Annotated in this window: 23 protein-coding genes; 8 read left to right on the forward strand and 15 right to left on the reverse strand. The window is 69.2% G+C overall.

The genetic code is table 11. The features are described 5' to 3' along the window. Positions 1-35 precede the first annotated feature (35 nt). A complete protein-coding gene (locus tag J4030_RS06030) occupies positions 36-281 on the forward strand; it encodes a hypothetical protein (protein ID WP_208048307.1) in 246 nt (81 codons plus the stop codon). Between the two features lie 94 nt (positions 282-375). On the opposite strand, the gene J4030_RS06035 is transcribed toward J4030_RS06030, so the two are convergent. From J4030_RS06035 to J4030_RS06055, 5 genes are all read right to left on the reverse strand, one after another. Continuing rightward, positions 376-795, reverse strand: a complete 420-nt coding sequence (locus tag J4030_RS06035) for an FKBP-type peptidyl-prolyl cis-trans isomerase (protein ID WP_208048308.1) — start codon at positions 793-795, stop codon at positions 376-378. 45 nt (positions 796-840) lie between these two features. After that, positions 841-1818: an FKBP-type peptidyl-prolyl cis-trans isomerase gene (locus J4030_RS06040; RefSeq protein WP_208048309.1), complete on the reverse strand. Its 978-nt coding sequence runs from the start codon at positions 1816-1818 to the stop codon at positions 841-843. A gap of 73 nt (positions 1819-1891) precedes the next feature. Further along, entirely contained in the window at positions 1892-3253 is a 1362-nt protein-coding gene (pafA, locus tag J4030_RS06045; RefSeq protein ID WP_208048310.1) for a Pup--protein ligase, read from the reverse strand. A 43-nt stretch (positions 3254-3296) separates the two neighbouring features. Then, entirely contained in the window at positions 3297-5174 is a 1878-nt protein-coding gene (locus J4030_RS06050; RefSeq protein ID WP_208048311.1) for an ABC transporter ATP-binding protein, read from the reverse strand. After that, positions 5171-6985 carry an ABC transporter ATP-binding protein gene (locus J4030_RS06055; RefSeq protein WP_208048312.1) on the reverse strand — a complete coding sequence of 605 codons (1815 nt, stop codon included), beginning with the start codon at positions 6983-6985 and terminating at the stop codon, positions 5171-5173. The genes J4030_RS06050 and J4030_RS06055 overlap by 4 nt, the downstream gene beginning before the upstream one ends. Positions 6986-7248: 263 nt before the next feature. On the opposite strand from J4030_RS06055, the gene J4030_RS06060 reads away from it, so the two are divergent. Next, on the forward strand, positions 7249-7998 hold the full coding sequence (locus J4030_RS06060) for a DNA alkylation repair protein (RefSeq protein ID WP_208048313.1): 750 nt from the start codon (positions 7249-7251) through the stop codon (positions 7996-7998). A gap of 3 nt (positions 7999-8001) precedes the next feature. On the opposite strand, the gene prcA is transcribed toward J4030_RS06060, so the two are convergent. The 4 genes from prcA to dop all read right to left on the reverse strand — a co-directional run bounded on the left by prcA (position 8002) and on the right by dop (position 11426). After that, on the reverse strand, positions 8002-8769 hold the full coding sequence (gene prcA / locus J4030_RS06065) for a proteasome subunit alpha (protein WP_208048314.1): 768 nt from the start codon (positions 8767-8769) through the stop codon (positions 8002-8004). Further along, a complete protein-coding gene (gene prcB, locus J4030_RS06070; protein ID WP_208048315.1) occupies positions 8766-9593 on the reverse strand; it encodes a proteasome subunit beta in 828 nt (275 codons plus the stop codon). The genes prcA and prcB overlap by 4 nt, the downstream gene beginning before the upstream one ends. After that, positions 9590-9793 (reverse strand): ubiquitin-like protein Pup, encoded by a 204-nt coding sequence (locus tag J4030_RS06075; protein WP_208048316.1) that lies wholly within the window; start codon positions 9791-9793, stop codon positions 9590-9592. Before J4030_RS06075 ends, prcB begins: the two co-directional genes overlap by 4 nt. A 106-nt stretch (positions 9794-9899) precedes the next feature. Continuing rightward, positions 9900-11426, reverse strand: coding sequence for a depupylase/deamidase Dop (gene dop, locus J4030_RS06080; protein WP_243762948.1), 1527 nt, complete (start codon positions 11424-11426; stop codon positions 9900-9902). Between the two features lie 43 nt (positions 11427-11469). Here dop and J4030_RS06085 point away from each other — a divergent pair, with 43 nt between their 5' ends. Together J4030_RS06085 and J4030_RS06090 are read left to right on the forward strand one after the other, a co-directional pair. Continuing rightward, positions 11470-12474 carry an alpha/beta hydrolase gene (locus J4030_RS06085; protein ID WP_208048317.1) on the forward strand — a complete coding sequence of 335 codons (1005 nt, stop codon included), beginning with the start codon at positions 11470-11472 and terminating at the stop codon, positions 12472-12474. A gap of 449 nt (positions 12475-12923) precedes the next feature. Beyond that, a complete protein-coding gene (locus J4030_RS06090) occupies positions 12924-13469 on the forward strand; it encodes a hypothetical protein (protein WP_208048318.1) in 546 nt (181 codons plus the stop codon). A 3-nt stretch (positions 13470-13472) separates the two neighbouring features. Here the strand turns inward: J4030_RS06090 and J4030_RS06095 are convergent, their stop codons facing one another. Next, positions 13473-14714, reverse strand: coding sequence for a DUF2235 domain-containing protein (locus tag J4030_RS06095; protein WP_208048319.1), 1242 nt, complete (start codon positions 14712-14714; stop codon positions 13473-13475). Between the two features lie 196 nt (positions 14715-14910). On the opposite strand from J4030_RS06095, the gene J4030_RS06100 reads away from it, so the two are divergent. Then, positions 14911-15408 carry an NfeD family protein gene (locus tag J4030_RS06100; RefSeq protein WP_208048320.1) on the forward strand — a complete coding sequence of 166 codons (498 nt, stop codon included), beginning with the start codon at positions 14911-14913 and terminating at the stop codon, positions 15406-15408. Then, positions 15381-16265: a slipin family protein gene (locus J4030_RS06105; protein ID WP_208048321.1), complete on the forward strand. Its 885-nt coding sequence runs from the start codon at positions 15381-15383 to the stop codon at positions 16263-16265. Before J4030_RS06100 ends, J4030_RS06105 begins: the two co-directional genes overlap by 28 nt. Positions 16266-16357: 92 nt before the next feature. On the opposite strand, the gene J4030_RS06110 is transcribed toward J4030_RS06105, so the two are convergent. Further along, entirely contained in the window at positions 16358-17803 is a 1446-nt protein-coding gene (locus J4030_RS06110; RefSeq protein WP_208048322.1) for an HNH endonuclease signature motif containing protein, read from the reverse strand. A gap of 214 nt (positions 17804-18017) precedes the next feature. On the opposite strand from J4030_RS06110, the gene J4030_RS06115 reads away from it, so the two are divergent. After that, positions 18018-18443: a DUF3054 domain-containing protein gene (locus tag J4030_RS06115; protein WP_208048323.1), complete on the forward strand. Its 426-nt coding sequence runs from the start codon at positions 18018-18020 to the stop codon at positions 18441-18443. Further along, entirely contained in the window at positions 18419-19690 is a 1272-nt protein-coding gene (locus J4030_RS06120; RefSeq protein WP_208048324.1) for an FAD-binding protein, read from the forward strand. The genes J4030_RS06115 and J4030_RS06120 overlap by 25 nt, the downstream gene beginning before the upstream one ends. 2 nt (positions 19691-19692) lie before the next feature. On the opposite strand, the gene J4030_RS06125 is transcribed toward J4030_RS06120, so the two are convergent. The 4 genes from J4030_RS06125 to J4030_RS06140 form a co-directional block, all read right to left on the reverse strand. Then, positions 19693-22002, reverse strand: coding sequence for a hypothetical protein (locus J4030_RS06125; RefSeq protein ID WP_208048325.1), 2310 nt, complete (start codon positions 22000-22002; stop codon positions 19693-19695). A 172-nt stretch (positions 22003-22174) separates the two neighbouring features. After that, positions 22175-23911: a proteasome ATPase gene (gene arc / locus J4030_RS06130; protein WP_208048326.1), complete on the reverse strand. Its 1737-nt coding sequence runs from the start codon at positions 23909-23911 to the stop codon at positions 22175-22177. A 68-nt stretch (positions 23912-23979) separates the two neighbouring features. Next, positions 23980-24978, reverse strand: a complete 999-nt coding sequence (locus J4030_RS06135) for a tRNA (adenine-N1)-methyltransferase (RefSeq protein WP_208048327.1) — start codon at positions 24976-24978, stop codon at positions 23980-23982. 11 nt (positions 24979-24989) lie between these two features. Continuing rightward, positions 24990-26126, reverse strand: a complete 1137-nt coding sequence (locus J4030_RS06140; RefSeq protein WP_208048328.1) for a site-2 protease family protein — start codon at positions 26124-26126, stop codon at positions 24990-24992. Positions 26127-26601 lie beyond the last annotated feature (475 nt).

Genomic DNA, 26601 nt, shown 5'->3' on the forward strand with positions numbered 1-26601 from the left:
ATCGATTCGTACGTCGGGTCTGTCACGCTGAGCTCATGCCCGGAGTCTTTCCCGCACCCGACGAGCCGACCCCGCCGTGGTCGCCCGGCACTCCGGTGTGGCGCGCGACGGAGCTGCCGCCGGATGCCCGTCGGATGGGTCTGTCCCCGTGGGTCGCGCCCGAGCTGCAGCTGGCGAGCAATCTGCGCGCCGACAAGAAATTCCACCGGGTCCTGGCCTGGATCGGGCTGGTGGTCTCGGTGGCCCTGGTGCTCGCGCCGCTCGTCGGCATCCTCCTCTGAGCACCACACCCTGAGTGGCAGACAAAAGCGTCGAGTGGCATACCTGTAGGTACGCCACTCGACGCTCTTTTCTGCCACTCGGGCGCTGGTCGGGTCAGCCGATGCCGAACGCAGCCCCCGCGCCGGGTCGGTTGGTGCTGACCAGGTCCACCACGAAGATCAGGGTCTCCCCCGGCTTGATGGCGTCGCCCGCACCGCGCTCGCCGTAGCCCATCTGGGGCGGGATCGTCAGCTTGCGCCGACCGCCCGCGCGCATCCCCACGATGCCCTCGTCCCAACCGCTGATGACCTGGCCGACGCCGACCTGGAAGCGCAGCGGCTCGCCGCGGTCCCAGGAGGAGTCGAACTCCTCACCGGTCGACCAGGCCACGCCGACGTAGTGCGCCTCGATCGTGTCGCCGGACTCGGCCTCGTTGCCGTCACCCTCGGTGATGTCCTCGATGACCAGGTCATCGGGCGGGGTGTCACCCGGGAAGTCGACTTCGGGTTTGGTGGTGGTGGAGTCGAACGGCATGGCGACCTTCCTGTGCAGTGGGATCGAAGTGGGGCGTGCGCCGGATCAGTTACCGGTCGAGGACTGCTGCTGCGGGGGCTGCGGGACGATCGCCAGGATGTCGACGACGAACGCGATGGTGTCGGTGCCCTTGATGCCCGCCTGCGTGTTGCCTGCTGTGCCGTACCCCTGGGCCGGCGGGATGACGAGGAGCATCCGGCTGCCCACGGTCTGACCGGTGAGGCCCTTCACGAAGCCGGTGATCGCGCCGGTCGCGAGCTGGAAGGTCGCGGGCTGACCGGTCTTGGCGCTGGTGTCGAAGACCTTCTTGGTGCGCAGGTTGATCCCGGTGTAGCTCACCGTGACGAAGTCGCCGGTGGCGGTCTTGATGCCCTTGCCCGTGATCAGGGGCTGGGCCACGAGCGTCTTGGGCGCGACGGCCGGGACGGTGATCGAGGCCTGCTTGTTCGTGCCCGCGGGGACGGAGACCTTGAAGCCGCTCTGCGGGGTGGCCTGCGTGCCGGTGGGCTGCGTGAGGGCGTCGGCCGCCCCGTCGATCTTGATGTAGAAGACCAGCGTGTCGGTGGCGGAGACCCCGAGGGTGCTGTTGCCCGCGGACCCGAAGCCCTGGGACGCCGGGATCGCGACCTTCTGGGTCGTGCCGACCTTCTTGCCGACGAGCGACTTCACCAGGCCGGGAAGCTGGGTGGTGTCGGCCAGCGGGATGGGCACGAAACGCTGCCCGAAGGTGCTGACCAGCTGCTTGTTCTTCGTGGCGTTGTAGGCCACGTAGTCGACGTACGCGATCTGCTTGGCGCCGAGGGTCGGACCGGATCCCTGCGAGAGCACCTGGGTGGCGGTCTGGGAACCGGCCTTGAAGCCACCCTTGGGGATGGTGACCGTCGGTTTGTTGGCGTTCGAGGTGTTGACCTTGAGGTCGCTGAGCGACGTCGCTGTCTTGGGTTTGGAGTCGCTGCCGCATCCTGTGAGCAGGACGAGCGGAACGGCGGTGATGCTGAGCAGACGGACGGCAGTGCGGCGCACGGAGCAAACCTCATGGGTCGGGTGTGGGAGACACGTCACCCTAACCCGGTGTTCTGTGCCGCCTCGCCAGCGGTCACATGCCGTCGATGAGCCGTTCGACCCGGGGGTCCTGCGCCGAGAACGGGTCCTTGACCAGCACCGTGCGCTGCGCCTGGTCGTTCAACTTCAGGTGTACCCAGTCCACCGTGAAGTCGCGACGATGCGACTGCGCGGACCGGATGAAGTCGCCCCGCAGCTTCGCGCGGGTGGTCTGCGGCGGGAAGGTCTTCGCGGCGAAGACCTCCGGGTCGGTGCACACGCGCGCTGCTTTTCCACGGCGCTGCAGCAGGTAGAAGAGCCCTCGGCGCCGGTTGATGTCGTGGTAGGTGAGGTCGATCTGCTGCAGTCGCGGATCGTCCAACCCCAGGCCGTGCTTGGCGGCGACCTGGTCGAGCAGACGGTGCTTGATGACCCAGTCGATCTCGGTGTCGACCATGCCGAGGTCATCGGTGTCGACGGCGGTCAGCGTGCGCTGCCACAGATCCAGCACCTGCTTGGTGACCGGGTCGCTGATGCCCTCCTTCTCGGCGAACGCCCGCGCGCGCTCGAAGTATTCACTCTGGATCTGCAGTGCCGACATCTCTTTGCCGTTCGACAGACGCACCGGCGTACGTCCCGTGATGTCGTGGCTGATCTCGCGGATGGCCCGGATCGGGTTCTCCAGGCTCAGGTCGCGCATCGGTGCGCCGGCCTCGATCATCTGCAACACCAGGTGGGCTGAACCGAGCTTCAGCAACGTGGTGGTCTCGCTCATGTTGCTGTCGCCGACGATCACATGCAGTCGGCGGTAGCGCTCGGCGTCGGCGTGCGGCTCGTCGCGGGTGTTGATGATGGGCCGCGAGCGGGTCGTCGCGCTACTGACCCCCTCCCAGATGTGGTCGGCGCGTTGGCTGACGCAGTACGTCGGCTTGTGCCCGAGCATCGAGATCTTGCCGGCGCCGCAGATGATCTGCCGGCTCACCAGGAACGGGATGAGCACGTCGGAGACGGCCTGGAACTCCCCCTGCCGGCCGATCAGGAAGTTCTCGTGGCACCCGTAGGAGTTGCCGGCGGAGTCGGTGTTGTTCTTGAAGACATAGATCTGGCCCTCGACACCCTCTTCGGCCAGGCGAAGCTGGGCCTCCTCGACGAGTCCCTCGAGGATGCGCTCCCCGGCTTTGTCGTGGATGACGGCCTCGCGGATGTCGTCGCACTCGGGCGTGGCGTACTCCGGGTGGCTCCCGACGTCGAGGTAGAGCCGGGAACCGTTGCCCAGGAACACATTCGAGGACCGGCCCCACGAGACGACCTTGCGGAAGAGATAGCGCGCGACCTCGTCCGGGGAGAGTCGGCGCTGCCCCGCGGAGGTGCACGTGACGCCGTACTCGTTCTCGATACCGAAGATGCGACGCTCCATGACCTGACTTTAGTCGCGCAGACCGGGAGATGCCCGGCGACCGTCAGGCGAGCGAGCGTGTCCAGGCGTCGTGCAGCGCGGCGTAGCGGCCGGCATCGGCGATCAGCTGTGCCGGGCTGCCGTCCTCGACGATCCGGCCGTGCTCCATGACCAGCACCCGGTCGGCGACCTCGACGGTGGAGAGCCGGTGGGCGATGATCACCGCGGTCCGGTCGGCGAGCACGGTCTCCAGGGCCCGCTGCACCAGCCGCTCGCTGGGGATGTCGAGCGAGGAGGTGGCCTCGTCGAGGATCAGGACGGCCGGGTCGGCGAGGAAGGCCCGCGCGAACGCCACGAGCTGCCGCTGCCCGGCGGACAGGCGCCCGCCGCGCTTGCCGACGTCGGTGTCGTAACCGTCCGGCAGGGTGTCGACGAAGCGGTCGAGGCTGACCGCCCGGGCTGCCGCCAACACCTCGTCGTCGCTGGCGTCCGGGGCGCCGAACCGGATGTTGTCGGCCACGCTGCCCTCGAACATGAAGTTCTCCTGCGTGACCATCACCACCTGACGACGCAGCTGCTCCTGGGTGACCTCGCGCAGGTCGACACCGTCGAGGCGGATGCCGCCCGCACTGGCGTCGTAGAACCGGGCCATGAGCTTGGCCAGGGTGGTCTTGCCCGCACCGGTCGTCCCCACGACCGCGACGGTCTGCCCGGCGGGGATGTGCAGATCCAGGTCGCTGATGACCGGGTGTCCCGGCACGTACCCGAAGTCGACGTGGTCGAAGTCGACGGTGCCGTCCGCGGACTCCAGCAGCCTCGGCGAGCTCGGGTCGGCGATCTTGGGCTCTTCGGCGAGCACTCCGGCCAGCTTCTCCAACGCCGAGGAGGCCGACTGGAAGGTGTTGAAGAACTGGGTGATGTCCTGCATCGGCTCGAAGAACATCCGCAGGTAGAGCAGGAACGCCGCGAGGACGCCGATCGTCATCGACCCCTCGAGCACCCGCCACCCGCCGTAGATGAGCACGACGCCGGTGGTGATGTTGCCGATGAGTTTCACGCCGGGCATGAAGACCGCGACGAGCTTGAAGGTGCGCTCGTTGATCCGTCGGTAACGGTCTGCGAGCGCTTCGAAGATCTGCTGGTTGCGCGGCTCGCGGCGGTAGGCCTGCACGGCCTTGATGCCGGTCATCGTCTCGACGAACTGCACGATCACCAGCGCGGCGCTCTCGCGCACCTCCCGGTAGGTCTTGGACGACTCGCGACGGAACCACGCCGACAACAGGACCAGGAACGGGAAGCTCACCAGACAGATCAGCCCGAGCCGGACATCCAGCAGCAGCAGTGCGATCGCCGTACCGACGAGGGTCAGCCCCGCGGTGATGAGGCTGTCGAAGCCGTTCTCCAGCATCTCCTGGATCGCTTCGACGTCGTTCGTCGAGCGGCTGACCACGCGGCCGGAGGTGTAGCGGTCGTGGAAGGAGACGTCGAGCCGCTGGAAGTGCCGGAACACCCTGCGGCGCAGCTCCAGCAGCACCTGTTGGCCGATGATCCCCGAGCGACGCAGGAAGAAGGTGCGGGTCACCGCCTGCACGACCACGGCCACGCACAGGATGCCGACGACCACCATCAGGGTGCGCGAGCCCCGGTGGGCCACGATGGGCGGGATGCCGTGGTCGATGCCGCGCTGCACCAGGAACGGCACGGCCAGTCGGGAGAGGTTCTCCAGCACCACCACCAGCGTGAGCAGCGCGATCGCCCGCCGGTAGGGGTGCAGCAGGCTGCGCAGCAGCGCACGGGCCTCGGCCCGGTACGTCGTGCCGTCGTCGACCTTCTCCTGCTCGGGGTCCGCGACCTTGCCGCGCCACTGCTCGGGCGAGAGTGCCTCGTCCGCCGCGCGATCCGCCTCCGGCGCGTCGGTGCGGGGTGACACCTCGGTGCTCATCGGGCACCTCCGGTCGGGACGGTCGCCTCGTCATCGGCGGCGAGCAGGTAGCGGTAGTCGGGCACGGACTGCAGCAGTTCGCGGTGCGTGCCGACATGGGTGATGCGTCCGTCCTGCAGCAACGCCACCCGGTCGGCGAGCATCACCGTCGAGGCGCGGTGCGCCACGACGATCGCGGTGACACCCACGAGCACCTCGCGTAGGGCATCCTCGACCAACGCCTCGGTGTGCACGTCGAGCGCGGACAGCGTGTCGTCGAGGACGATGATCCGCGGCTGCGCGAGCACTGCCCGGGCCAGGGCCAGTCGTTGGCGCTGGCCGCCGGACAGGCTCATCCCCTGCTCGCCGATCCGGGTGTCCAGACCGTAGGGCAGGTCGTCGACGAAGTCGGCCCGCACGACCTGCAGCGCCTCGCGGATCTCCTCCTCGGTGGCGTCGGAGCGACCGAGAGTGAGGTTCTCGCGCACCGACATGGAGAAGAGCGTCGGATCCTCGAACGCGGTGGCGACCACCGACCGCAGCTGGTCCAGGCGCAGGTCGCGGATGTCCTCGCCGTCGATGCGCACCTCCCCTTCGCTCACGTCGTACAGCCGTGAGATCAGGCCGGTCAACACGGTCTTGCCCGCGCCCGTGGGCCCCACGAGGGCGAGCGTCTGCCCGGCGGGCACGGTCAGGTCGAGGTGACGCAGCGCCCACCCGTCACCGTCCGGGAAGCGGTACCCGACGTCGCGCAGCTCCAGTTCGCCGCCGCGGACCGGCACGAGACCCGCGCCGTCGAGGATCTCCCGGGGCGCGTCGAACACCTCCACGATGCGGTCGGCGGCCGTCATCGACTCCTGGGTCATCGACAGGAAGAACCCCATCGAGGCGATCGGCCAGACGATGGACAGCATCATGGTGATGAACGCGACCAGCGTGCCGAGCGTGATCCGGCCCTCGCCGGCGGCGGTCGCGCCGAGCCCCAGCACCAGGATCAGGGTGACGTTGGGGATCACTTCCAGGATCGTCCAGAAGGTGGCCTGCAGGCCGACCTTCCCGACCTGGATGTCGTAGAGCTCCCGGACCTGCGCGTCGAACCGGTCGAAGACGTAGTCCTCGCGCCCGAAGGACTTGATCGCCCGCAGGCCGAGCGCGGACTCCTCCACGTGCGTCGCGACACGGCCGGACTGGTCCTGCGCCTTGCGGGACAGGGCGGTGAACTTGCGTTCGTTGCGCAGCACGGTCACGCAGATCGGCACGACGGAGACGACCACGACCAGGCCCAGCGGCCAGTACATGGCCAGCAGGATCAGCGTGGTGATCACGATCTGGATCGTGTTGAGCAGCAGGAAGAGCGCGCCGAACGACAGGAACCGGCGCACCGTGCCCAGGTCGTTCATGATGCGCGACAGCAGCTGGCCGGACTGCCATTGACTGTGGAAAGACATGGGCAGCAACTGCATCCGCGCGTAGAGGTCCTTGCGGATGTCGGCCTCGACGCCCATCGTGGCGCGGGCTACGAGCCAGCGTCGCACGATCCAGAGCAGGACCTCTGCCATCCCGATGCCGAGGGCGGCGCTCCCCCACAGCCACAGGCCGGTGCGGTCGTGGTGGCGCACCGGGCCGTCGATCACCACCTTGGTCATCAGCGGGATCACGATCGTCGCCACCGTGCTCACCACCGCGACGAACACCATCGCGATCCAGCGCGTGCGGTAGGGCCGCAGGTAGGGCAGCAACCGCCGCATCGCGGCGTACCGCGAAGGCGTGGAAGGCGCAGGGCCGACAGGAGGGCGGCGCCCGAGCGCCTCACGGCTGTGGTCCGTTGTCATCCACTCCCCCTTCGTCCGACCGGCCCCGACCCTCCGGGCACACCAGTCTATTGCTGATCTATGCGTTGGTCCGCGGATCTGCCGTCATCCATCCACGCCAACGGCCGGCCGACCACCCGCAGATGACTCTGTCATCCGCCACCGACAGCCGCCACCGCGTTTCCGCCGGAGCGGTCGGTGGGCGGTCGGGGCCGGCCGGCCCGCGGTGGTTTCGGGCCATCGTGAACCACCATCGGGGGGTCGCGCGATGCCACACTGAGAAAATGCCCCAAGGCTCCGTCCTCAACGACGCCCGCTCTGCGATGCGGGCCCTCGGCGAGGTCGCCGACCCCGGCGACGTGCCCACCCTGCAGCGGTACTTCAAGACCGGTCCTGGTGAGTACGGCGAGGGCGACGTCTTCATCGGCGTGCGCATGCCGGTGGTGCGCGAGGTCGCCCGGCATGCCACCGGGATGCCCCTGGTGCAGCTCGACGTGCTGCTCGACTCCCCCGTGCACGAGCACCGTCAGCTCGCCGTGATCGTGCTCAACCGGGCGTTCGCCGCGGCGTCCGCGACGCGCGGGTTCGACGAACAGGCCCGCGCCGCGTACGTGTCGTTCTACCTGGCCGCCGTGCGCCGCGGCCGGATCGACAACTGGGACCTGGTCGACGCCTCAGCCGACGCCGTGCTCGGGGAGTACCTGGTCGATCGAGACCGCAGTCTGCTGCTGGACCTCGCCGGATCACCGGTGCTCTGGGAACGGCGGGTCGCCGTGCTGGCCTCCTTCGCCTTCATCAAACGGGGCGACGCCAGCACGACGCTACAACTCGCCGAGCAACTGGTCACCGACCGGGAACTGTTGCTGCAGAAGGCCGTCGGCTGGATGTTGCGCGAGATCGGCAAGCGGGTCGACGTGGAACTGCTGCGCTCGTTCCTGGACCAGCACGCCGCACAGATGCCGCGCACCATGCTCACCTACGCGGTCGAACACCTGGGCCAGGCCGAGCGCATGCACTACCGCTCGCTGCGCTGAGGCTCAGCCCTCGCCGGTCAGCGTCTCGTGTGAGCCGACGCCCGGGTCGTCGGTCTGCGGGACGTCGTGGGTGGGGTCGTCGGGGCTCAGCAGCGCGTCGAGCAACGGCCCGGCCAGTCGGCGGAACGCCCGTCGCTCCCGGTGCCGGTCGAGCACGGCCACCTCCAACTGCGCCGCCCCCAACTCCCGCAATACGCCCTGCGGGTCCGGCGCCAGCGCCTCGACGGCCAGGCGCAACGCCTCGCCGAGATCGAGCCCACCGTGCCAGCGGTCTTCGAGCAGTTCGGTGATCGCGTCGGCCGCGCCGCCCATCGCGACGAATCCGCGCTCGTCGGCCACGGACCCGTCGTAGGTGAGCCGGTAGATCTGGTCGTCGTCGGTGGAGGCACCGACCTGGGCCACGACGATCTCGACCTCGTAGGGCTTGGACTCCTGGGTGAACACGGTGCCGAGGGTCTGCGCGTACGCGTTCGCCAGGCCTCGCGCCGTGACGTCGATGCGGTCGTAGGAGTAACCCCGCAGATCGGCGTACCGCACGCCGGCGACCCGCAGGTTCTCGAACTCGTTGTACTTGCCGACCGCGGCGAACGCGATGCGGTCGTAGATCTCCGAGACCTTGTGCAGCGCGCGGCTGGTGTTCTCACCGACGAAGGCGATGCCGCCGTCGTAGCCCAGCACGATCACCGACCGGCCACGGGCGATGCCCTTGCGCGCGAAGTCGGCACGGTCCTTCATCAACTGCTCGGGCGAGACGTAAAACGGCATGCTCATCGCGGATCGGCCTCCTCCCGGCGCTGCTGAACGACGCCGGTCACCACCTGCTCGAGTTGTTCGGCGCTCACGAACCGTGCCCCTTCGGCGTCCAGCAACGCCACGGTCGGCCAGATCCGTCGGCCGAGGTCCGGGCCGCCGGTCGCGGAGTCGTCGTCGGCGGCGTCGTACAGCGCCTCGACCGCCACCCGGATCGCCTCGTCCCGGGTCAGTCCTGAGCGCCACAGCTTCTTCAGGGCTCCGCGGGCGAACAACGACCCCGAGCCGACGCTGTGGTGGTCGGTCTCCTCGTAACAGCCACCGGTCACGTCGTAGGAGAAGATCCGTCCGCGATCGCCGGCCAGGTCGTATCCGGCGAACAACGGCACCGCCGACAGACCCTGCATCGCCATGCCGAGGTTGCCCCGGATCATGCTGGCGAGCCGGTTGGCCTTGCCCTCCAGCGACAGCAGAGTGCCCTCGATCTTCTCGTAGTGCTCCAACTCGACCTGGAAGAGCCGTACCAGCTCGATCGCGATGCCGGCGGTGCCCGCGATGCCGGCCGCGGAGTACTCGTCGGTGGTGAACACCTTCTGCATCGTGTGGTTGGCGATCAGGTTGCCCATCGTCGCTCGCCGGTCACCGGCGAGCAGCACGCCGCCGGTGTACTGGATCGCGAGGATCGTCGTGCCGTGCGGCGCGTCGATCGGTACGCCGCCCGGCACGGCCCTCGACCCGGGGATCAGGTGGGGAGCATGCGCACCGACGAACTCGGTGAAGGATGCCGATCCGGCCTGCAGGAACGCGGCAGGGAGCCGGCCGTTCGACGCGTCGGCTGAGGTCACTGGCCACCCTTCTGGACGAAACCCCGGACGAACTCCTCGGCGTTGCTCTCCAGCACGCCGTCGATCTCCGCCAGCATGCTGTCGGTGTCGTCGTCGAGTTCCTGCTTGCCGGCCTGGACCGCGGGCGCGGCGGGCTCGGGCGCATCGCCATGCGGGTCGGCGTCTCGACGCTGGGGACTCTTGTGCTCCTGGCCGGCCATGGTGGCTCGCTTTCGCTGAGGAAGACTCGATCTCCACCTTAATGCGCGTGTCCGACACGGTTGCGGGGCGCGCCCATGCCGACGGCAACTCGCGGGCGGCGGCGAGTCAGTCGACGACGGCCAGGGCGCGCAGGAGTTCGTCGGCGCTGCCGGCGCTCTCCATCAGCTCCCCTACGTGCGCCTTGGTGCCGCGTTCGGGTTCCAGCATCGGCACGCGCTGCAGGCTGGGCCGACCGGGGACGTCGAAGATCACCGAGTCCCACGACGCGGCCGCCACCTGATCGGGGAAACGGGCCAGGCACTGACCGCGGAAGTACGCCCTCGTGTCCTCCGGCGGGGTGGTCACCGCCCGGCGTACCTCCTCCTCGTCGACGAGCGTGTCGAAACGTCCGGCCGCCGACATGCGGTGGAACAAGCCCTTGTCGAGCCGCACGTCGGACCACTGGATGTCGATGGCGCGCAGTCGCGGATCCGACCAGTCGAGGTTGTCCCTGGCCCGGAAGCCCTCCATCGCAGCGAGTTTCGCGACCCAGTCCACCTGCCGGGCGCAACTCATCGGGTCGCGCTCGAGACCGGTGAGCACCTGCTCCCAGAGCGTCATGACCTGCACGGTGTCGTCGTCCCAGTCGCCCGGCCCGTCGCCGTACGTCTTGGTGAGCCAGGTGGTGGCCATCTCCTGGTAGACGCGCAGCAGCTCCAGGCTCGTCATGCTCGTGCCGTCCGCAAGCTTGACCTTCGTGCGCAGCGTCGGGTCATGGGAGATCTCACGCAGCGTCGTCACCGGCTGGTCCAGCGTGAGGTCGCGGGTCACCGCGCCCGCCTCGATCAGCGCGAGCACCAGGCTCGTGCTGCCCAGCTTCAGCAGGTTGGCGGTATCGCAGTGATTGGCGTCGCCGAGGATCACGTGCAGCCGCCGGTAGCGGTCGGCGACCGCGTGCGGCTCGTCGCGGGTGTTGATGATCGGCCGCTTGAGCGTGGTCTCCAGACCGACCTCGACCTCGAAGAAGTCGGCGCGCTGCGACAGCTGGAAACCCGGCCGGGTGGACTCGGCGCCGATCCCGACCCGGCCCGACCCGCTCATCACCTGGCGCACCACGAAGAACGGGATGAGGTGCCTGACGATGTCCGCGAACGGTGTCGCCCGGCTCATCAGGTAGTTCTCGTGAGTGCCGTACGAGGCGCCCTTGCCGTCGGTGTTGTTCTTGTAGAGGTTGACGCCGGGAGCGCCGGGAGGCGACAGCAGGCGCGACGCCTCCCGCATCACCAGCTCGCCGGCACGGTCCCAGACCACGGCAGCGCGCGGGCTGGTCACCTCGGGCGAGGAGTACTCCGGGTGGGCGTGGTCGACGTACAGCCGCGCACCGTTGGTGAGGACGACGTTCGCGAGGGTCGGATCCGGCTCGTCGGTCAGTTGGGACGGGTCGGCGACCGCCCGGGACAGGTCGTAGCCGCGCGCGTCGCGCAACGGCGCCTCGTCCTCGTAGTCCCAGCTGGCCCGGGTAGAGCGGATGCCCTGGCGGGTCGCGTACGCCGTCACGACCGCACCGGACAGGTTCATCGGGTTCGCGGTCGGGTCACCGGGGACGGAGATGCCGTACTCGGTCTCGATGCCCATCACACGGCGCACTGTCATCCCCCGACAGTAACGAGCGATCCGCGAACGGCAGACTGGCGCCATGGACAACCGATCTGCACTGGTAGCCGGCGGCGCACGTCTGCGGTCGCTATGGACGGCCTCGGCGGGAATGCCGTTGCGCACCAGGGTGATCAGCACGGGTCTGGCCGTCAGCCAGGGCAAGCCGCTCAGTGAGCTCAGCGCGGCGGAGCTGCAGAAGCGACGCGCGCTCTCACCGGCCCCGAGGCCGCCCGTGTCCTGGGTGGTGGGCCGGGTCGCGGCCGGCGCCGTCATCGAGACGGTGCAGGTGCCGGTGCGCAACGGTCGCACGGTGCCGACCAGGGTGCTGCGGCCGACGTCCGGCACATCGGAGAAGGTGCTGGTCTGGTATCACGGCGGAGGGTGGGCCTTGGGGCGCCCGCGGGACTTCGACCCGTTGCTGAGCTTCCTCGTCGAGCAGACCGGTTGTGTCGTGCTGGCTCCCGACTACCGCCTGGCGCCGGAGGACAAGGCGCCGGCCGGAGTGCACGACTGCCTGGACGTCCTGGACTGGGTCACGACCGGAGCCGGCAGCCTCACGAGCACCACGCCGCGCGTCGCGGTCGGCGGGGACAGCGCCGGAGGGAACCTCGCGGCGTTGGCCGCGCTGCACGCCCGTGACAACAGGATCGACCTGTCCGGTCAGGTGCTCGTCTACCCGGCCACCGATCTGGCCGCCGACCGGCCCTACCGCGACGCGCCCGTCCTGTCCGGCGCGGACATGGACGCCTTCGAGGGCTTCTATCTCACCGGTTCCGGTCTGACCGGCAGCGACCCGGTCGTCTCACCCGCGCACGCCGCGAGCCACGCGGGCCTGGCGCCGGCACTCGTGCAGACCGCCGAGCTGGATCCGCTCCACCCCGAGGGCGAGCGCTACGCGCAGACCCTCGAGACCGCAGGCGTGCCGACGAGATACACCTGCTACCGCGGTGTCCCCCACGGTTTCCTGAACATGCCGGGCGGCACCCACGTCGGTTACCAGGCCTGGTGGGAGATCTCCGACACGCTGCGCCGCTGGTGGGTCTGAGCGCCGGTTAGACCGCTCACCGCCGTACGTGGTGAGCCTCTCGTGGGTGCAGGCGAAGGTCCGGCACCCCGATTCCCCCGGCGCCTCGCGGGACGCCTGACTCTTCAGGTGACGTGAACCGGTCGACGGCGGGCGGCTGACCGCCCGCGCGTTCATCTTCCTGTCCCGGCGGTTCTCCCCCGCCGGTTCGGTCCGCTCCCCCATCGCCGGACGCATCGGCGTGTCCACGTGCGCTCGGATTCCGGCGATGCGCAAAGCGTGCGGATTCCGTCGTACGCCGCTCCCTCGGCGGTGCGTATCGACAGTCCAAACCTGATCGACGAACTATTTCGAAAGAGATCTGCGCGTTTCGCCGTTCATTGAGGTTTCAACGGTTTACCATCGCTTTACCAAACGATGACCGGGGAGATGCTGTGGGCGGGGACATGCGTGACCGAGGGGGTGCCGTCGTGGAGAGTGAGCGACCGCGGATCAGGCGGCGAGCAGTCATCGCGGGCGCGCTGTGGACGGCGCCGGTCATCCTCGTCGGAGCGCCCGCTCCTGCCGAGGCGGCATCGACGAGCGTTCAGCCGGCCCAGCTGGCCTTCAACACGCTCAACACGACAGGCACGGCGAACAACACCGCGGGCAAGCCCACGGCTCTGCAGACCCAGGTCCAGGTCCAGAACGTCTACTACGCGTCGTACCCCTCGGTGTCCGCCACCGTTCAGAAGCTGACCGTCCTCGTCCGGTTCCCGACGTCGCAGGCCACGACCGCCGATCCCACCGCAGTGTCCGGAACGGGATGGGTGTACGTGAGCGCGGCGACCTCGGGTGGCAACCGGGTCCTCACGTTCACCTGGACCGGGTCGATCGCGCCCGGCGATCAGACTGCGGTGCTCCAGTTCACCTCGGCGCTGAGCAGCACCAGCGCGGGGCAGCGGACACTGACCGCCACGGCCAGCGCCACTAACGCGACCGACGCCAACGGTTCGGCCTCTTACACCGTCAACTGATCGTCACTTGGCTGCAGTGGGGCTGATCTGCAGTCGGTCGGCTAGAACCTGCTGATACCAGTGGGAGTCGGTGACGTTGTGCGCCGACGGAAGCTCGAAGCGGGGCCCGAGTCCGCGATCACCGAGCCGGGATGCGGCGGACTGGTGGATCCAGGCGCCCTCCGGTATCCGCCGATGGTGGGGTGGGCCGGTGACCAGCCATGACTTGGGCAACGGGTGGACGGCTCCCTGGTACGCGCCCTCGGTGAGCGCATCGAACAGGGCCGAGTAGGAGTCCTGCTCGCGCAGGATCAGATGCTCGACCGCACCGTCGACGACCCACTTCAGGGCGATGACCGCGAGCCGGTGGTCGTCCTCGTACGTCCCGCCGACGTCGGAGTGGACACCCGCGAACCATGCCTCCTCCGGGTGCTCGCAGGTGGGCCGGTCCTCCAGCAGCATCGCCCGGTACGGGTTGCGCCACTCGTGGATCGCGACGGCATGCCGGACGGAGATCGCATTCGGCACGGAGTGGGTGAAGCGCCAATGGTGTTCGTGCATGTGAAGCACACCGGAGGCCTCGACGGTGTCCCAGATGCCGAGGAACGCGACCGGTACGGAGTGGTACGGCACGAAGTAGGACCCGTCCATCGGCGGGGAGACGGGCTCCTGCGCCGGCGACCGCGACCCGACGTACGCGCTGCCTGGCGTGCGGCGGCCCGCACTGACCGGGTTCTGCGGGGTCCCCCAACAGAAGGCGTCGGCGAACTCGGTGAGCCCTTGGCACTCCTCGGGGGTGTCAGGCCAGTCGTTGGTCGCGTACTTGTTGATCGCGTACGGGACGAGGTTCTCCGAGCCGGTGCGCAGCAGTCCGGGACAGTGCAGCATCCCCACCAGCGCTCGCGCGGTGTACGCGCCCCGGCTGAACCCGAAGACGAAGATCCGGTCGCCGAACGCGTAGTGGCGCATCAGCCAGCTGTACGCCTCGGTCAGCTTGTGCCTCATGCCGATGCCGAACGCGAGCTCCTCCCCGGTGGACAGGTGCCGTTCGATGATCCCGCGGGCGTGGGGGGCCGGCAGAGTGCCGATGCCCGGGTCGTAGTACGCGATCTGCCGGGACGGATCGACCAGGCTGAGCATCCGAAAGATCTTCGCCACGTTCGACGGCTCGGAGACCCCGATCTGGTCGTTGGTGCCGTCCAGGCACATGACGATCGTCTTCGGCCCGTCCTGGGTCGGCCCCGGGTGCTGTGCCTGGTCCGACATTGCGACACCCCTTCGTGGCGGCGAATTTCGACCCTCGAGGTTATGCCCGCAGCCGCACGATCGGCAGCTCGTTGAGAGAATCTCGTGGGACCTGGCTCCAGTGCGGAGTATCTTGGAAAGCGGCGGAACTGGTGCGTCGAGTCGGTTGGGGCTCCGTTCCATGCGATGGCCCGTTCGCCCGGATCAGGTGATCCCGATGGCTGCGATCGGTGTGTTGGTGGCCCTGTGCGGACTGGGGCTGCTGGTGCTGGAGGCCCATGTGCCCGGCTTCGGCATCTTCGGGTCCGTCGGCGTTCTCGCGCTTGCCGGCGGTGTCGGGTTGATGGTCGAGGCCGCCGGCGCACCACTGGCCGTGGCCCTTCCCGTGGCCCTGGTCCTCACCCTCGTCGGCGCGGTCCTGCTGCTCGTCGTGGGTCAGAAGGTCCTGCTGTCGCGCCGTCTGGAACCGCAGTCCGGGCCTGAACGTTTACCCGGTGTGGCCGGTGTCGTGCAGACGTGGGCAGGGGACGAGGGCCAGGTGGCCGCGGACGGCTCGCTCTGGCGCGCGCGTACCAGTTTCGGATGGCAGGATCCCGCGCCGACCGCGGGCGAGACCATCGTGATCGAACGACTCGACGGATTGACCTTGATGGTTCGTCGTCCGCACTCGTGGGAAAAGGATCCGGTATGGAAGCCCTCGGAATTGTCGCTGTAGTCGTCGTCGTCGTTCTCCTGGCGCTGTTGGGATCGTCCGTCCGGGTGCTGCGCGAGTACGAGCGGGGCGTCGTGTTCCGGCTGGGACGTCTGGTCACGCTCAAGGAGCCGGGACTGGTGCTGCTGATCCCGGTGGTGGACCGGATGGTCCGCGTCGGGATGCGAACGGTCACGCTTAACGTGCCGGCGCAGGACGTCATCACGCGGGACAACGTGCCCGTGCGGGTGAACGCGGTGACCTACTTCCGCGTCGTGGACGCCAACCGCTCGATCGTCGAGGTCGAGAACTTCCTGGCGGCGACCAGCCAGATCGCCCAGACCTCGCTGCGCGCCGTACTGGGTAAGGCGGAGTTGGACACGCTGTTGTCCGAACGCGAGCGGCTCAACGCGGATCTGCAGAAGGTCATCGACCAGCAGACCGAGCCGTGGGGCATCAAGGTCCTGCTCGTGGAGATCAAGGACGTCGAGATCCCGGGCAGCATGCAGCGGGCCATCGCGCGGCAGGCAGAGGCCGAGCGCGAACGTCGTGCGAAGGTCATTAACGCCGAGGGTGAGTTCCAGGCGTCGGCGAAGTTGGCCGAGGCGGCCGACGTCATGTCGACCAACCCCGCCACCCTGCAGCTGCGGTATCTGCAGACGTTGCTTGAGATCGGAGGCAACAACAACAACAACGTCGTGATCCCCCTGCCGATCGATCTCATCCAAGGGGTGCTCGGTGGTCTGAGGCCCAGCCCCGACGCCTCCGACAAGGTCGCCGAGGCCAAGCGGGCGGCGGACGCGATCCTCAAGGAGAGCCGGGTCACGGGCGAGGCCGACGATGCTCAGCCCGAGATGGACGCGGTCGTCTCACCGTCCTGACCTACAGACCCGCGTTGGCGTTCTGACGCTGACGGCGTTCACTTTCGTTGACGGCGTTCCAACACCGTCAACGAAAGTGAACGCCTTCAGCGTCAGGCTGCGGGTCGGCGACCGGGTCGGGAGGGCATCAGCCCGGGGGTGAGGTCCCAGATCACGCCGGTGGTGGTGACCTTCGCGGTGAGCAGGTCGCGGTGGACGATGGTGTGGTGGCGTGCGCAGAGCAGCGCCGCGTTCTGGAGTGTTGTCTCTCCGCCGGCCCACCATGGCGTCACATGGTGTGCGTCGCACCAGTCCGGTGGTCGGTCGCAGCCGGGGAAGGTGCAGTGCTGATCTCGATGGATGATCGCGGTTCTGAGGCCGCCGGTGAAGAGGCGTCTGGCCCTGCCGGCGTCTAAGGATTCGGAGTCTGTGCCGAGGACGGCGGGGATGAGGTCCGCGTCGCATGCGAGCCGCCTGAGGGTGCCGGCGTCGAGGTAATCCCCGTCGGTGGTGCGTCCGATGCCTGGCAAGTACGTCGGGCCGGATTGGCTGTCGTGCGAACCTAGTTGGCTGTCCTGATGGAGCCGGCCCGCGTTGCGAAGGCCCTCGTACAAGGTCGCGTAGTCCATCGTGACGAGGATCTTGGCGGTGCCGCCGAACTCACCGACCGGCCGCGGCGTGGTGCCGTCCAGCACCCCGGCTGCGGTGTCGACCAGCCGCACCAACGCGTCCGCCCGCCGTTTGGCCGGGGTACGCGGGTCCCGCTCGGGCGTACCGGCGCCGGTCTCTAGCAGCGGGCCGGTTCCCGAGTCGCTGTCAGGGTCGTTTGTACTGGCGGGACTGGGTTGTGGCGCGGGTGTGGGCGCGGACAAGGCGCGCAGGGCGTGTTTGACCACGGCGGCGTGCCCGCCGGACAGTTCCGCGACGAACCGAGTCAGCCCACTGGGCAAATCGGCCCAGTACACCGACTCGCACTCCTGCTGTCGCTCTTCGTCACGGACGAGCCGCTGCGGCGCGTACTCCCCCAAGATCCGGGTGGTCAGCTCCCGCAACGTCTTTGCGCCGTAGTCGGACAGCGACAGGTAACGGCCCAATAGGTCATCCCGATCCGCGGTCGGCAGTTGCGGCAGGATCAGCGGTAGTTGCCGCAACGCCGCAGCGGCGACCGGCACACCGGCGGACCCATCGGCCAGCGCGTCAACTACGACCTGGTTGCGGGGGTCGGCGCACTCGACACCCACCGCCCCGACCCGGCGTACGACCGTCGGGTCCACGCCAGCCGCCTGCCGAGCCACCCACGCCGGGGCACCCGTCGCGGTGGAGTTCGCGACCGTCCCGCGGCTCAGCGCGTCCGCGGTGGCCAGCGCGGCGACGTTCTCCGCCCGGGAGGAGACACGCAGCATGCCCCCGACCACTTGGGCCAGGCCCGCCTCATCCAGCTGCCACAGCGCTCCGGGCCACTCATCCAGCGCAGAGGTGAACTCCCGCAGCGAAGCCAACAACCGGTCACCAGCACCCGGCGCAGCAGGCCGAGGAATGTCGGTCGTCGGCCGCGCCATGGCCCCTCCTGCGCTGATGACGGCACCTCTTGCCATCTACTGTCTATCATACGCCTGTTCGACACGTTGCACAAGAACATATCGGGCGAATATGCCTGCCAATGTTGATCATTCAGGACTTTGTTATCGACATCTCACTCGGCGAGGTGGGCGACTCAGGGGTTGTCCACAAGTCAGTGTCGGAGTCTTGACGAGTGCCGCTTAGGCTCGAACCATGGCCCTTCGAACCTCGGCTCCCGTCACCAAGCCACCCGCCGGGCGCGACCTCGCTGCGCGGCGTACCACGGTGATCGCCGCCGTGCTCGACGTGGTGCTCATCGTCGCCTTCGCCGCGATCGGGCGGGCATCGCATTCCGAGAGCCACCCCGTGCTCGAGTCCGCCGTCGTGGCGTGGCCGTTCCTGGCGGGGGCGGCCGTGGGGTGGGCGTTCGCGGTCGGCATACGGCGATGGGCGCCCGCGTCGCTGCGTGCCGGCGTACCGGTCTGGGTGGGTGCCGTCGCGATCGGGATGGTGCTGCGAGTCGTCACCGGCCGCGGGGTGGCGCTCAGCTTCGTCATCGTCGCGATGGTCGTGTTGGCGGTGTTCCTGCTCGGGTGGCGTGGCATTGTTGCCGGATGGCAACGACGGACGCACAGCTGAACACCAACTGGTCGGGCACCATCGCCTATCGCGCGGGCCGCCGCGTCCGACCCACGTCGGTCGAGGAGTTGCGGTCGGTCCTCCGCGAGGCGCCGTCGGTCAAAGTCACCGGCTCCGGGCACAGCTTCAACTATGTCGCGGACAGTGAGAACGGTTGGCAGATAGACCTTTCCGGGCTCGTGGAGCCGCCGGTCGTCAGCGCCGACCACAGCACGGTCGAGGTCAGCGGCGGGACGACGTACGGCGCGCTCGTGCCCTTCCTGGCGCAGGAGGGCCTCGCGTTGGCGAACCTCGCCTCGCTCCCCCACATCACCGTCGCCGGCAGCGTCGCGACCGGCACCCACGGATCAGGCGCCCGCCAGCCGGGGCTGGCCGCCTCCGTGCAGGCGGTGCAGCTGATGACCGCGGACGGCGACCTGCGGTGGTTCGACCGCTCCGACCCGCGGTTCCCGGCACTCGTGGTGTCGCTCGGCGCACTCGGCGTCGTCACCCGACTCAGGCTCTCGATCGAGCCGGAGTTCGAGGTGCGCCAGGACACCTTCGTCGGCCTGACCTGGGCACAGCTGACCGCCGAGCTGGGGACCATCCTGGAGTCTGCGTACAGCGTCAGCGTCTTCGGCCGGTGGGTCGGGCCCGGACCCGACCACATCGTGCTGAAGAGTCGCACCGACCAGCGCAGCGATGCCCCGGTCCTGCCGGGCGCCGAGTGGATCGCCGACACCAAGCACCCGTCCTGGGCCTCGGGCGAGCCCAGCGAGAAGGTGACCGAGCAGGGCGGGGCGCCCGGCCTGTGGTCCGACCGTCTGCCGCACTTCCGGATGGGGTTCACCCCCAGCTCGGGCGAGGAGATCCAGTCCGAGTTCTTCGTGCCCGCAGCACATGGAGCCGCGGCCGCCGAAGCACTGCTGCAGATCGGCGAGCGCATCGCGCCGATGATCATCGTGTCCGAGATCCGTGCGGTCGCAGCCGACGGGCAATGGCTCAGCCCGACCTACGACCGCGACAGCGTCGTCTTCCACTTCACCTGGCGTCCGGACACGGCCGCCACATCGGAGGCCGCCGACCTCGTCCAGCAGGCGCTCGCACCGTTCGACCCGCGCCCGCACTGGGGCAAGTTGTTCACCTACGCGGGGCGACTCGACGCGGCGTACCCGCGCCTGGACGACTTCGAGGCGGTACGCCGTGAGCTCGATCCGTCCGGCGCGTTCCTCAACGACTTCCTGCGTCGCCACGTCGCATCGGACTGACCTCAGGGGGTGATGGCGTACGCCGAGCGGCCGCCGGCCGCGACCGCCGTCGCGCCGGTGATCCCCGTGACGACCACCGGTGTGCTCGCCGAGTCGGTGGGCCCCGCGCTGCCCAGTTCGCCGTAGCTGTTGTCCCCCCAGGCGGCGATGGTGCCGTTGGACATCCGCGCATAGGCGGAGTTGTCGGAGGCGGCGATGGACAGGACGTTCGACACGTTGAGCACGCTCTGGGGCACCCGGGAGTCCGCAGTGCTGCCGTAGCCGATGCCACCGCCTGCCCCCTGGCCCTGTGCGGAGACACCGCCGCCGCGGATCGCGTACCCGTCGACGCCACTCGCCGCGACCGCGTCAGCCGTGTACCCGGGGATGCGCGTGGGCACGGTCACGTAGGGATCGGGCGAGTTGAGCGCGAGCTGGCCGACCGAGTTGTCGCCCCACACCCAGACGCCGGTGTCCGAGGTCAGCGCGAGCACCGAGCGTCCCCCGCCGACGATCGAGGCGACGTTGCTGATGCCGGTGACCTTGACCGGCGTACTGGCGCCTTCCGTCGTCCCGGGGATCTGCCCGTAGTACCCGTCGCCCCAGGCCCACACGGTGCCGTCGGACGCGAGCGCGTACGCCGTGTCCCACCCCGCCGAGATCGCGACGATCCCCGGCAGTCCGGTGACCTGCGCCGGCGTGCTGCTGGAGTTGCCGGATCCGTTGCCCAGCTCGCCGTGGAAACCGCTGCCCCACGCCCAGACCGTGCCGTCGCCGCGCAGCGCGTAGCCGGAGAAGTAGCCGGCCGCCACGGACGTGACTCCGGTCAGACCGAGGACCTGGCGCGGCACGGTGGTGACGTCCGAGCCGTCCAGGCTGCCGCCGTCGCCCAGCTCACCTGCCCCGCCGTCGCCCCACGCCCACACGGTGCCGTCCGCCCGCAGCGCGTACCCGGTGGCCTCTCCGGCTGCGATGCCGGTCACCCCTGAGAGGGCGCTCACCCGCACCGTGGCGCTCGAAGAGGTGGGGCTGGCGCCGTTGCCGAGCTGGCCACTGAACCCCGCGCCCCACGCCGACACCACGCCGGTGAGCGGATAGCGGAAGTAACCCTGGACATCCACGAGCAGATCGGTCTGCGCCGAGCTGAAGATGCTGACCTTGCCGCCCGCACCCACCTTGGCGGTCACCGAGTTGGCGACGGCCTGACCCTGCGGGTAGTTGAGGGTGGAGGAGCCCGGGCGGCTGCCGCCCGCGGGGTAGGTCGTGAGGTAACCGCCGGCGGACGGCCCGACCGCGGTGACGCCCAGCTCGACGGCGTTGATGCCCGCCGTGGGTACGCCGCCCACCCCGGTGACCTGCACGGTGAGGGTGCCGCCCGCGGGGACCCGCGCCCGCGGTGCCCCGGTGCCGCTGCGGGTGTCGACCAGGCGGGTCGGGGTGACGCCGGTGTAGTCGGCGGACGTCGGGAGCCAGCCGGCGATGTCCACCAGCAGGTGGGTCGTGGCCGAGGTATAGATCGAGACCGCTCCCCCGGTGCCGACCCGCGCGAACGTCGTACCCACGGCGGCGCGTCCGACCACGAAGTTCACGTTCGAGGACGACGGGCGGGTCGCTCCGGCCGGGTAGGCGATGAGGTATCCGGACGTGGCGGGCGCGACCACCGTGATGTTGAGGATGACTGCACCCACCCCGCTCGACGGGACGCCTGCGACACCTGTGACGGGCACCGTCGTGGTGGACCCCGCCGCGACCGTGTGCGTCTTGCGGGTGTCCAGCAGACGGGTCGGGGTGACCGGGTGGTAGGAGCCGCCGGTGGCGTAGTAACCGGAGACGTCGGCGAAGAACTGCGTCGAGGTGGACAGGTAGACGCTCACCCGGCCACTCGCGTCGACCGGCGTGACCGACTGGTTGGCCACGGTCTGTCCGGCGGAGAAGGTGATGTTCGAGGTGCCCGGTCGGGTGGAACCGGTCGCATAGGCGATGAGATACCCCGAAGCGGTCGCACCGGTCACCGTGATGTTGAGGACGACGGCTGCGACCCCCGAGGTGGGCACCCCGCCCGTCCCGCCGACCTTGGCGGTCGTCGTACTCCCTGCTGCAACAGCTCCTTTCGGGCCGCCAAGGCCCGTCCGGGTGTCGATGACCCGGGTGGGCGCGACGGACGTGAGCCGGGTGGTGGGCGCCGGTCCCGCGACGACGGCCGGGCGCGCGGTTCCGCTCGGGTGCGAAAGGGCGGCAGACATCGAGGCGGCGTACGCCATGGTGGGCGCAGCGAGCGCGCACCCCAGCAGCATCGCGAGAAGGAGACTGCGCAGCGCGGCGTACGAACGCATTCGGGTGACCACTTCCGACGGAGCAGGAATGCGGCGAGCGCCGCGGGCTCCAAAACTACTGCGCCGTAGGGACGTTGACGGCTCTTGAGACCTGGTCAGGAATCATGGTCCGGCTCGCGGTCGGTTGTCCGCGGTTTCGTGACGCCGCCGTCACGAAACCGCGGACAACCGGCTACAGGTACTGGCCGGTGTTGGCGATCGAGTCGATCGCGCGGCCGGGCTCGGAGCCGTCCTTGCCGTCGATGAGTGTGCGGATGTAGACGATCCGCTCGCCCTTCTTGCCCGAGATGCGCGCCCAGTCGTCCGGGTTGGTCGTGTTGGGCAGGTCCTCGTTCTCCTTGAACTCGTCGACGCACGCGCGCAGCAGGTGATCGACACGAATTCCCTTGGAGCCCAGGGTGATCAGATCCTTGATCGCCATCTTCTTCGCGCGGTCGACGATGTTCTGGATCATCGCGCCCGAGTTGAAGTCCTTGAAGTAGAGGATCTCCTTGTCACCGCTGGCGTAGGTGACCTCGAGGAACTTGTTCTCGTCGATCTCGGTGTACATCCGCTCGACGGTCGTCTGGATCATCGCGGTCACCGTGTCCTGCGCCGAGCCGCCGTACTCCGCCAGGTCGTCGGCATGCAGGGGCAGCGTGACGGTGAGGTACTTCTCGAAGATGTCCCGGGCGCTCTCGGCGTCCGGCCGCTCGATCTTGATCTTCACGTCCAGCCGGCCCGGACGCAGGATCGCCGGGTCGATCATGTCCTCGCGGTTGGACGCACCGATGACGATGACGTTCTCCAGGCGCTCGACACCGTCGATCTCGGCGAGGAGCTGGGGGACGATCGTGGTCTCCACGTCGGAGGAGACGCCCGACCCGCGGGTGCGGAAGAGGCTCTCCATCTCGTCGAAGAAGACCACCACGGGCGTGCCGTCGGAGGACTTCTCCCGCGCCCGCTGGAAGATCAGCCGGATGTGCCGCTCGGTCTCACCGACGTACTTGTTGAGCAGCTCCGGGCCCTTGATGTTGAGGAAGAAGCTGCGGGTCTCCGATCGCCCGGTCTTCTCGGCGACCTTGCGAGCCAGCGACGCGGCCACCGCCTTGGCGATGAGCGTCTTGCCGCACCCGGGAGGGCCGTAGAGCAGCACGCCCTTGGGCGGCCGCAGCGCGTGTTCGCGGAAGAGCTCCTTGTGCAGGTAGGGCAGTTCGACGGCGTCGCGGATCTGCTCGATCTGCCCCGCCAGGCCGCCGATGTCCTCGTACTGGATGTCGGGCACCTCTTCGAGTACGAGGTCCGCGACCTCGGCCTTGGGGATGCGCTCGTAGACGAAGCCGCTGCGGCCGTCGAGCAGCAGCGAATCGCCGACCCGGACGGTCTGCCCGTCGAGGCTCGCGGCCCGACGGCACACCCGCTCCTCGTCGGTGTGCGCGACGACCAGGATGCGCGTGTCGTCGAGCAGGTCCTTGACCGTGACGATCTCGCCGATGGACTCGTAGCCGGTCACCGCGACGATGTTCATCGCCTCGTTGAGCAGTACCTCGCGGCCGGGCTGCAGCACCTCGGGCTCGACGGTCGGGCTGACCGCCACCCGCATCTTGCGGCCGCTGTTGAGGATGTCGGCCGTCGCATCGTCACGGACGGCGAGGACCACGCCGTACGCGGCGGGCGGCTGCGCCAGCCGGTCGACCTCGCCCTTGAGCGTGACGATCTGCTCGCGAGCCTCGCCGAGCGTGCAGACGAGCCGTTCGTTCTGCGCCGAGAGAGTGCCCACGGAGGACTGCAGCTGATTCACCTGCTGGGTGAGCTGCGGGTTGCGCCCGGCGCCGGATGCGTTCAGCCGGCTGCGGAGTGCCTTGACCTCCTGCTGGAGGCTCTCGACGGCGTCGTAGGGCGTGGAGTCATCGGGCTGGTGGTCGGACATCAGGCCTCCTGCGTGGAGCGGTGGGCGCTTCGCGAGTGATGTCACCCGACCTTAACCCGACGGCCTGATCAATTCGCGGGCGGCTCACTCAACGAGCGGCGAACTTTGCGGACCTTCTTGTCCGAGACGGGGCGTTCACCGAGGCTCTCGGCGTCCCAGCTCGAGCTCGACGCGTCGCTCTCATCACCGTAGGAGCCCTTCGCCGGACGACGCTTGCGCAGCGGCGGGGTGACACCGGGTGCCAACCGGCGCGTGGTGATGAGGAAGCCGGTGTGTCCGTGCATCCGGTGCTCGGGTCGGACCGCCAGGCCCTCCAGGTGCCAGCCGCGCACCATCGACTCCCACGCCTGCGGCTCGGTGAAGCCGCCGTGCTCGCGGGCCGCTTCGGCGACCCGGGACAGCTGGGTGGCGGTCGCGACGTAGGCGATGAGGACACCGCCGGGCGCGAGCGCCTCTGCGACCGCGTCGAGGCACTCCCAGGGGGCGAGCATGTCGAGCACGACCCGGTCGACCGAGCCCGGCGCCTCGTGCTGGGGCAGCGACTCGACCAGGTCGCCGACGGTCACCGTCCATGCCGGGTGGTCCGCACCGAAGAACGCGCGCGCGTTGCCCCGGGCGATGTCGGCGAAGTCCTCGCGGCGTTCGAAGGAGTGCACGTGACCGGTGTCGCCCACGGCGCGCAGCAGCGACATGCTGAGTGCACCGGAACCCACGCCGGCCTCGACGACCCGGGCGCCAGGGAAGATGTCGGCCATCGTGACGATCTGGCCGGCGTCCTTGGGGTAGACGACGGCGGCACCGCGCGGCATCGACATCACGTAGTCCGACAGCAGCGGACGCAGCGCCAGGTACTGCACGTTGGCGGTGTTGGTGATCGTGCTGCCGTCGGGCGCGCCGATCAGGTCGTCGTGCAGCAGGTGGCCCCGGTGGGTGTGGAACTGCTTGCCCTCCCCCAGGGTGATGGTGTGCATCCGGCCCTTGGCGTCGGTGAGCTGGACGCGCTCTCCTGCGGTGAACGGACCGCGTCGTGTGTCGGCGCCCGTGGCGTGTGCGGTCGGTGTGGTCATCGGGCGTCAGCCTAGTGAGCCTGCGAGGCGGCCTGCAGCGCCTGTCCCAGCTCGGCCGTGCGGATGATGCCGACGGGCCGGCCGTCGCGCAGCGTGACCAGCAGCTGTTCTGGCGCCGGATCGGCGGACTGCACGGCCGTGATCAGCTCCGAGCAGTCGTCGTCCACCGAGTCCACCTGGGCGACCCAGCCCTGTGGCTGGCGTCGCGCGACGGCGTCGACCGGGGCGCTGTCGCCGATGCCCGCGGGCACCCGTGCCCGGTCGGCCGCCGTCGCGAAACCCCACGGCACCCCCGCCGGGTCGGTGACCACCAGGTCGCCGTTGCCGCGCAGCCGGGACAGCGGCGTACCCGTGGGCACCAGGGTCACCCTCGTCAGCAACTGCCGCACGGTCACCCGGGAGATGACCCGGCTCGCCGAGGCACGGGCGATCGCGCTCGTCGCACCCACCCAGAGGAATCCGGCGATCAGGACGGCCCAGACGACGGTGTAGAAGTCGACCTGGACACCCTGCAGGAGGGATCGCCCCAGGGCGGCGACGACGACGATGACGGCGACGACCCTGCCGCACCACCCGGCAACCAGCAGCCCGGTCGCGCGGGAGCCGGTGATCCGCCATACGAGGGAGTCGACGAGGAACCCGCCATCGAGCGGCAGACCCGGCAGCAGGTTGAAGATCGCCACGAAGCCGTTCGTCCATACGAACACCTGGACCAGCAGGTGGGGCACCCCGCCGTCCGTGCTCTGCAGCGCCAGGTAGCCGAGACCCGCGAGCACGCCGTTGCTCAGCGGTCCGGCGACGGCCACCAGCGCGCTGGAGAGTGGCGTGGTGTCGGCCGTGTCGTACGACGTGTGCCCGCCCCAGAGGTCCGCCACGATCTGGCGCACCTGGTATCCGCGCCACTGCCCCACCAGGGCGTGGGAGGCCTCGTGGACGAGCACGGACAGCAGGAGCAGCAGCACGTAGCCGATCGCGACCAGGTAGGCGCCGCCGGAGCCGAGTTCGGGAAGCACTCCGTGCACCTGCGGTCCGAAGGTGACCACGATGAAGATCGCGATGATGGGCCAACTGCGTCCCAGATAGACGGGGACGCCGCGAACCTGGCCGATCTGCCACCCGGGGCAGGAAGCGTCGGGGGTTCGCGGCATGTGCTCAGGCTAACTGCAGGCGTCGTGCAGCACTTCAGGGCTAACCCTGGGTTCGTGGATGCTCGCCGCCACTTCCCGCTGCTGCGCCGGTTCACAGGCGGCCTGGAGGACGCCCGTGTCGATCGCCTGGCGCTGCCGGCCCGGGTTGAGTGGGTCGTGGGCTCTGCGGCGACTTTCCTGCGCCCGAGGCACCACGCGGCGCCCTTCCACCGATCCGACCGGCCAAGCCCGCCTCAGGAGGGACCACGCGGCGCCCTTCCACCGACCCGACCGGCCAAGCCCGCCTCAGGAGGGACCACGCGGCGCCCTTCCACCGACCCGACCCACCAAGCCCGCCTCACGAGGGACCACGCGGCGCCCTTCCACCGACCCGACCCACCAAGCCCGCCTCACGAGGGACCACGCGGCGCCCTTCCACCGACCCGACCCACGCACTGCCCGGTGGGCTCGCCGGGCAGTTGTCGGGGGCCGGTCC

Source organism: Allobranchiibius sp. CTAmp26 (assembly GCF_017565405.1).
GTDB lineage: Bacteria > Actinomycetota > Actinomycetes > Actinomycetales > Dermatophilaceae > Allobranchiibius.

Coding starts and splice junctions, on each gene's coding strand:
- J4030_RS06030 (WP_208048307.1), top strand. CDS start 36: ATGCCCGGAGTCTTTCCCGCACCCGACGAGCCGACCCCGCCGTGGTCG.
- J4030_RS06035 (WP_208048308.1), bottom strand. CDS start 795: ATGCCGTTCGACTCCACCACCACCAAACCCGAAGTCGACTTCCCGGGT.
- pafA (WP_208048310.1), bottom strand. CDS start 3,253: ATGGAGCGTCGCATCTTCGGTATCGAGAACGAGTACGGCGTCACGTGC.
- J4030_RS06050 (WP_208048311.1), bottom strand. CDS start 5,174: ATGAGCACCGAGGTGTCACCCCGCACCGACGCGCCGGAGGCGGATCGC.
- J4030_RS06055 (WP_208048312.1), bottom strand. CDS start 6,985: ATGACAACGGACCACAGCCGTGAGGCGCTCGGGCGCCGCCCTCCTGTC.
- J4030_RS06060 (WP_208048313.1), top strand. CDS start 7,249: ATGCCCCAAGGCTCCGTCCTCAACGACGCCCGCTCTGCGATGCGGGCC.
- prcA (WP_208048314.1), bottom strand. CDS start 8,769: ATGAGCATGCCGTTTTACGTCTCGCCCGAGCAGTTGATGAAGGACCGT.
- J4030_RS06075 (WP_208048316.1), bottom strand. CDS start 9,793: ATGGCCGGCCAGGAGCACAAGAGTCCCCAGCGTCGAGACGCCGACCCG.
- dop (WP_243762948.1), bottom strand. CDS start 11,426: ATGACAGTGCGCCGTGTGATGGGCATCGAGACCGAGTACGGCATCTCC.
- J4030_RS06085 (WP_208048317.1), top strand. CDS start 11,470: ATGGACAACCGATCTGCACTGGTAGCCGGCGGCGCACGTCTGCGGTCG.
- J4030_RS06095 (WP_208048319.1), bottom strand. CDS start 14,714: ATGTCGGACCAGGCACAGCACCCGGGGCCGACCCAGGACGGGCCGAAG.
- J4030_RS06100 (WP_208048320.1), top strand. CDS start 14,911: ATGGCTGCGATCGGTGTGTTGGTGGCCCTGTGCGGACTGGGGCTGCTG.
- J4030_RS06105 (WP_208048321.1), top strand. CDS start 15,381: ATGGAAGCCCTCGGAATTGTCGCTGTAGTCGTCGTCGTCGTTCTCCTG.
- J4030_RS06110 (WP_208048322.1), bottom strand. CDS start 17,803: ATGGCGCGGCCGACGACCGACATTCCTCGGCCTGCTGCGCCGGGTGCT.
- J4030_RS06115 (WP_208048323.1), top strand. CDS start 18,018: ATGGCCCTTCGAACCTCGGCTCCCGTCACCAAGCCACCCGCCGGGCGC.
- J4030_RS06120 (WP_208048324.1), top strand. CDS start 18,419: ATGGCAACGACGGACGCACAGCTGAACACCAACTGGTCGGGCACCATC.
- J4030_RS06125 (WP_208048325.1), bottom strand. CDS start 22,002: ATGCGTTCGTACGCCGCGCTGCGCAGTCTCCTTCTCGCGATGCTGCTG.
- arc (WP_208048326.1), bottom strand. CDS start 23,911: ATGTCCGACCACCAGCCCGATGACTCCACGCCCTACGACGCCGTCGAG.
- J4030_RS06135 (WP_208048327.1), bottom strand. CDS start 24,978: ATGACCACACCGACCGCACACGCCACGGGCGCCGACACACGACGCGGT.
- J4030_RS06140 (WP_208048328.1), bottom strand. CDS start 26,126: ATGCCGCGAACCCCCGACGCTTCCTGCCCCGGGTGGCAGATCGGCCAG.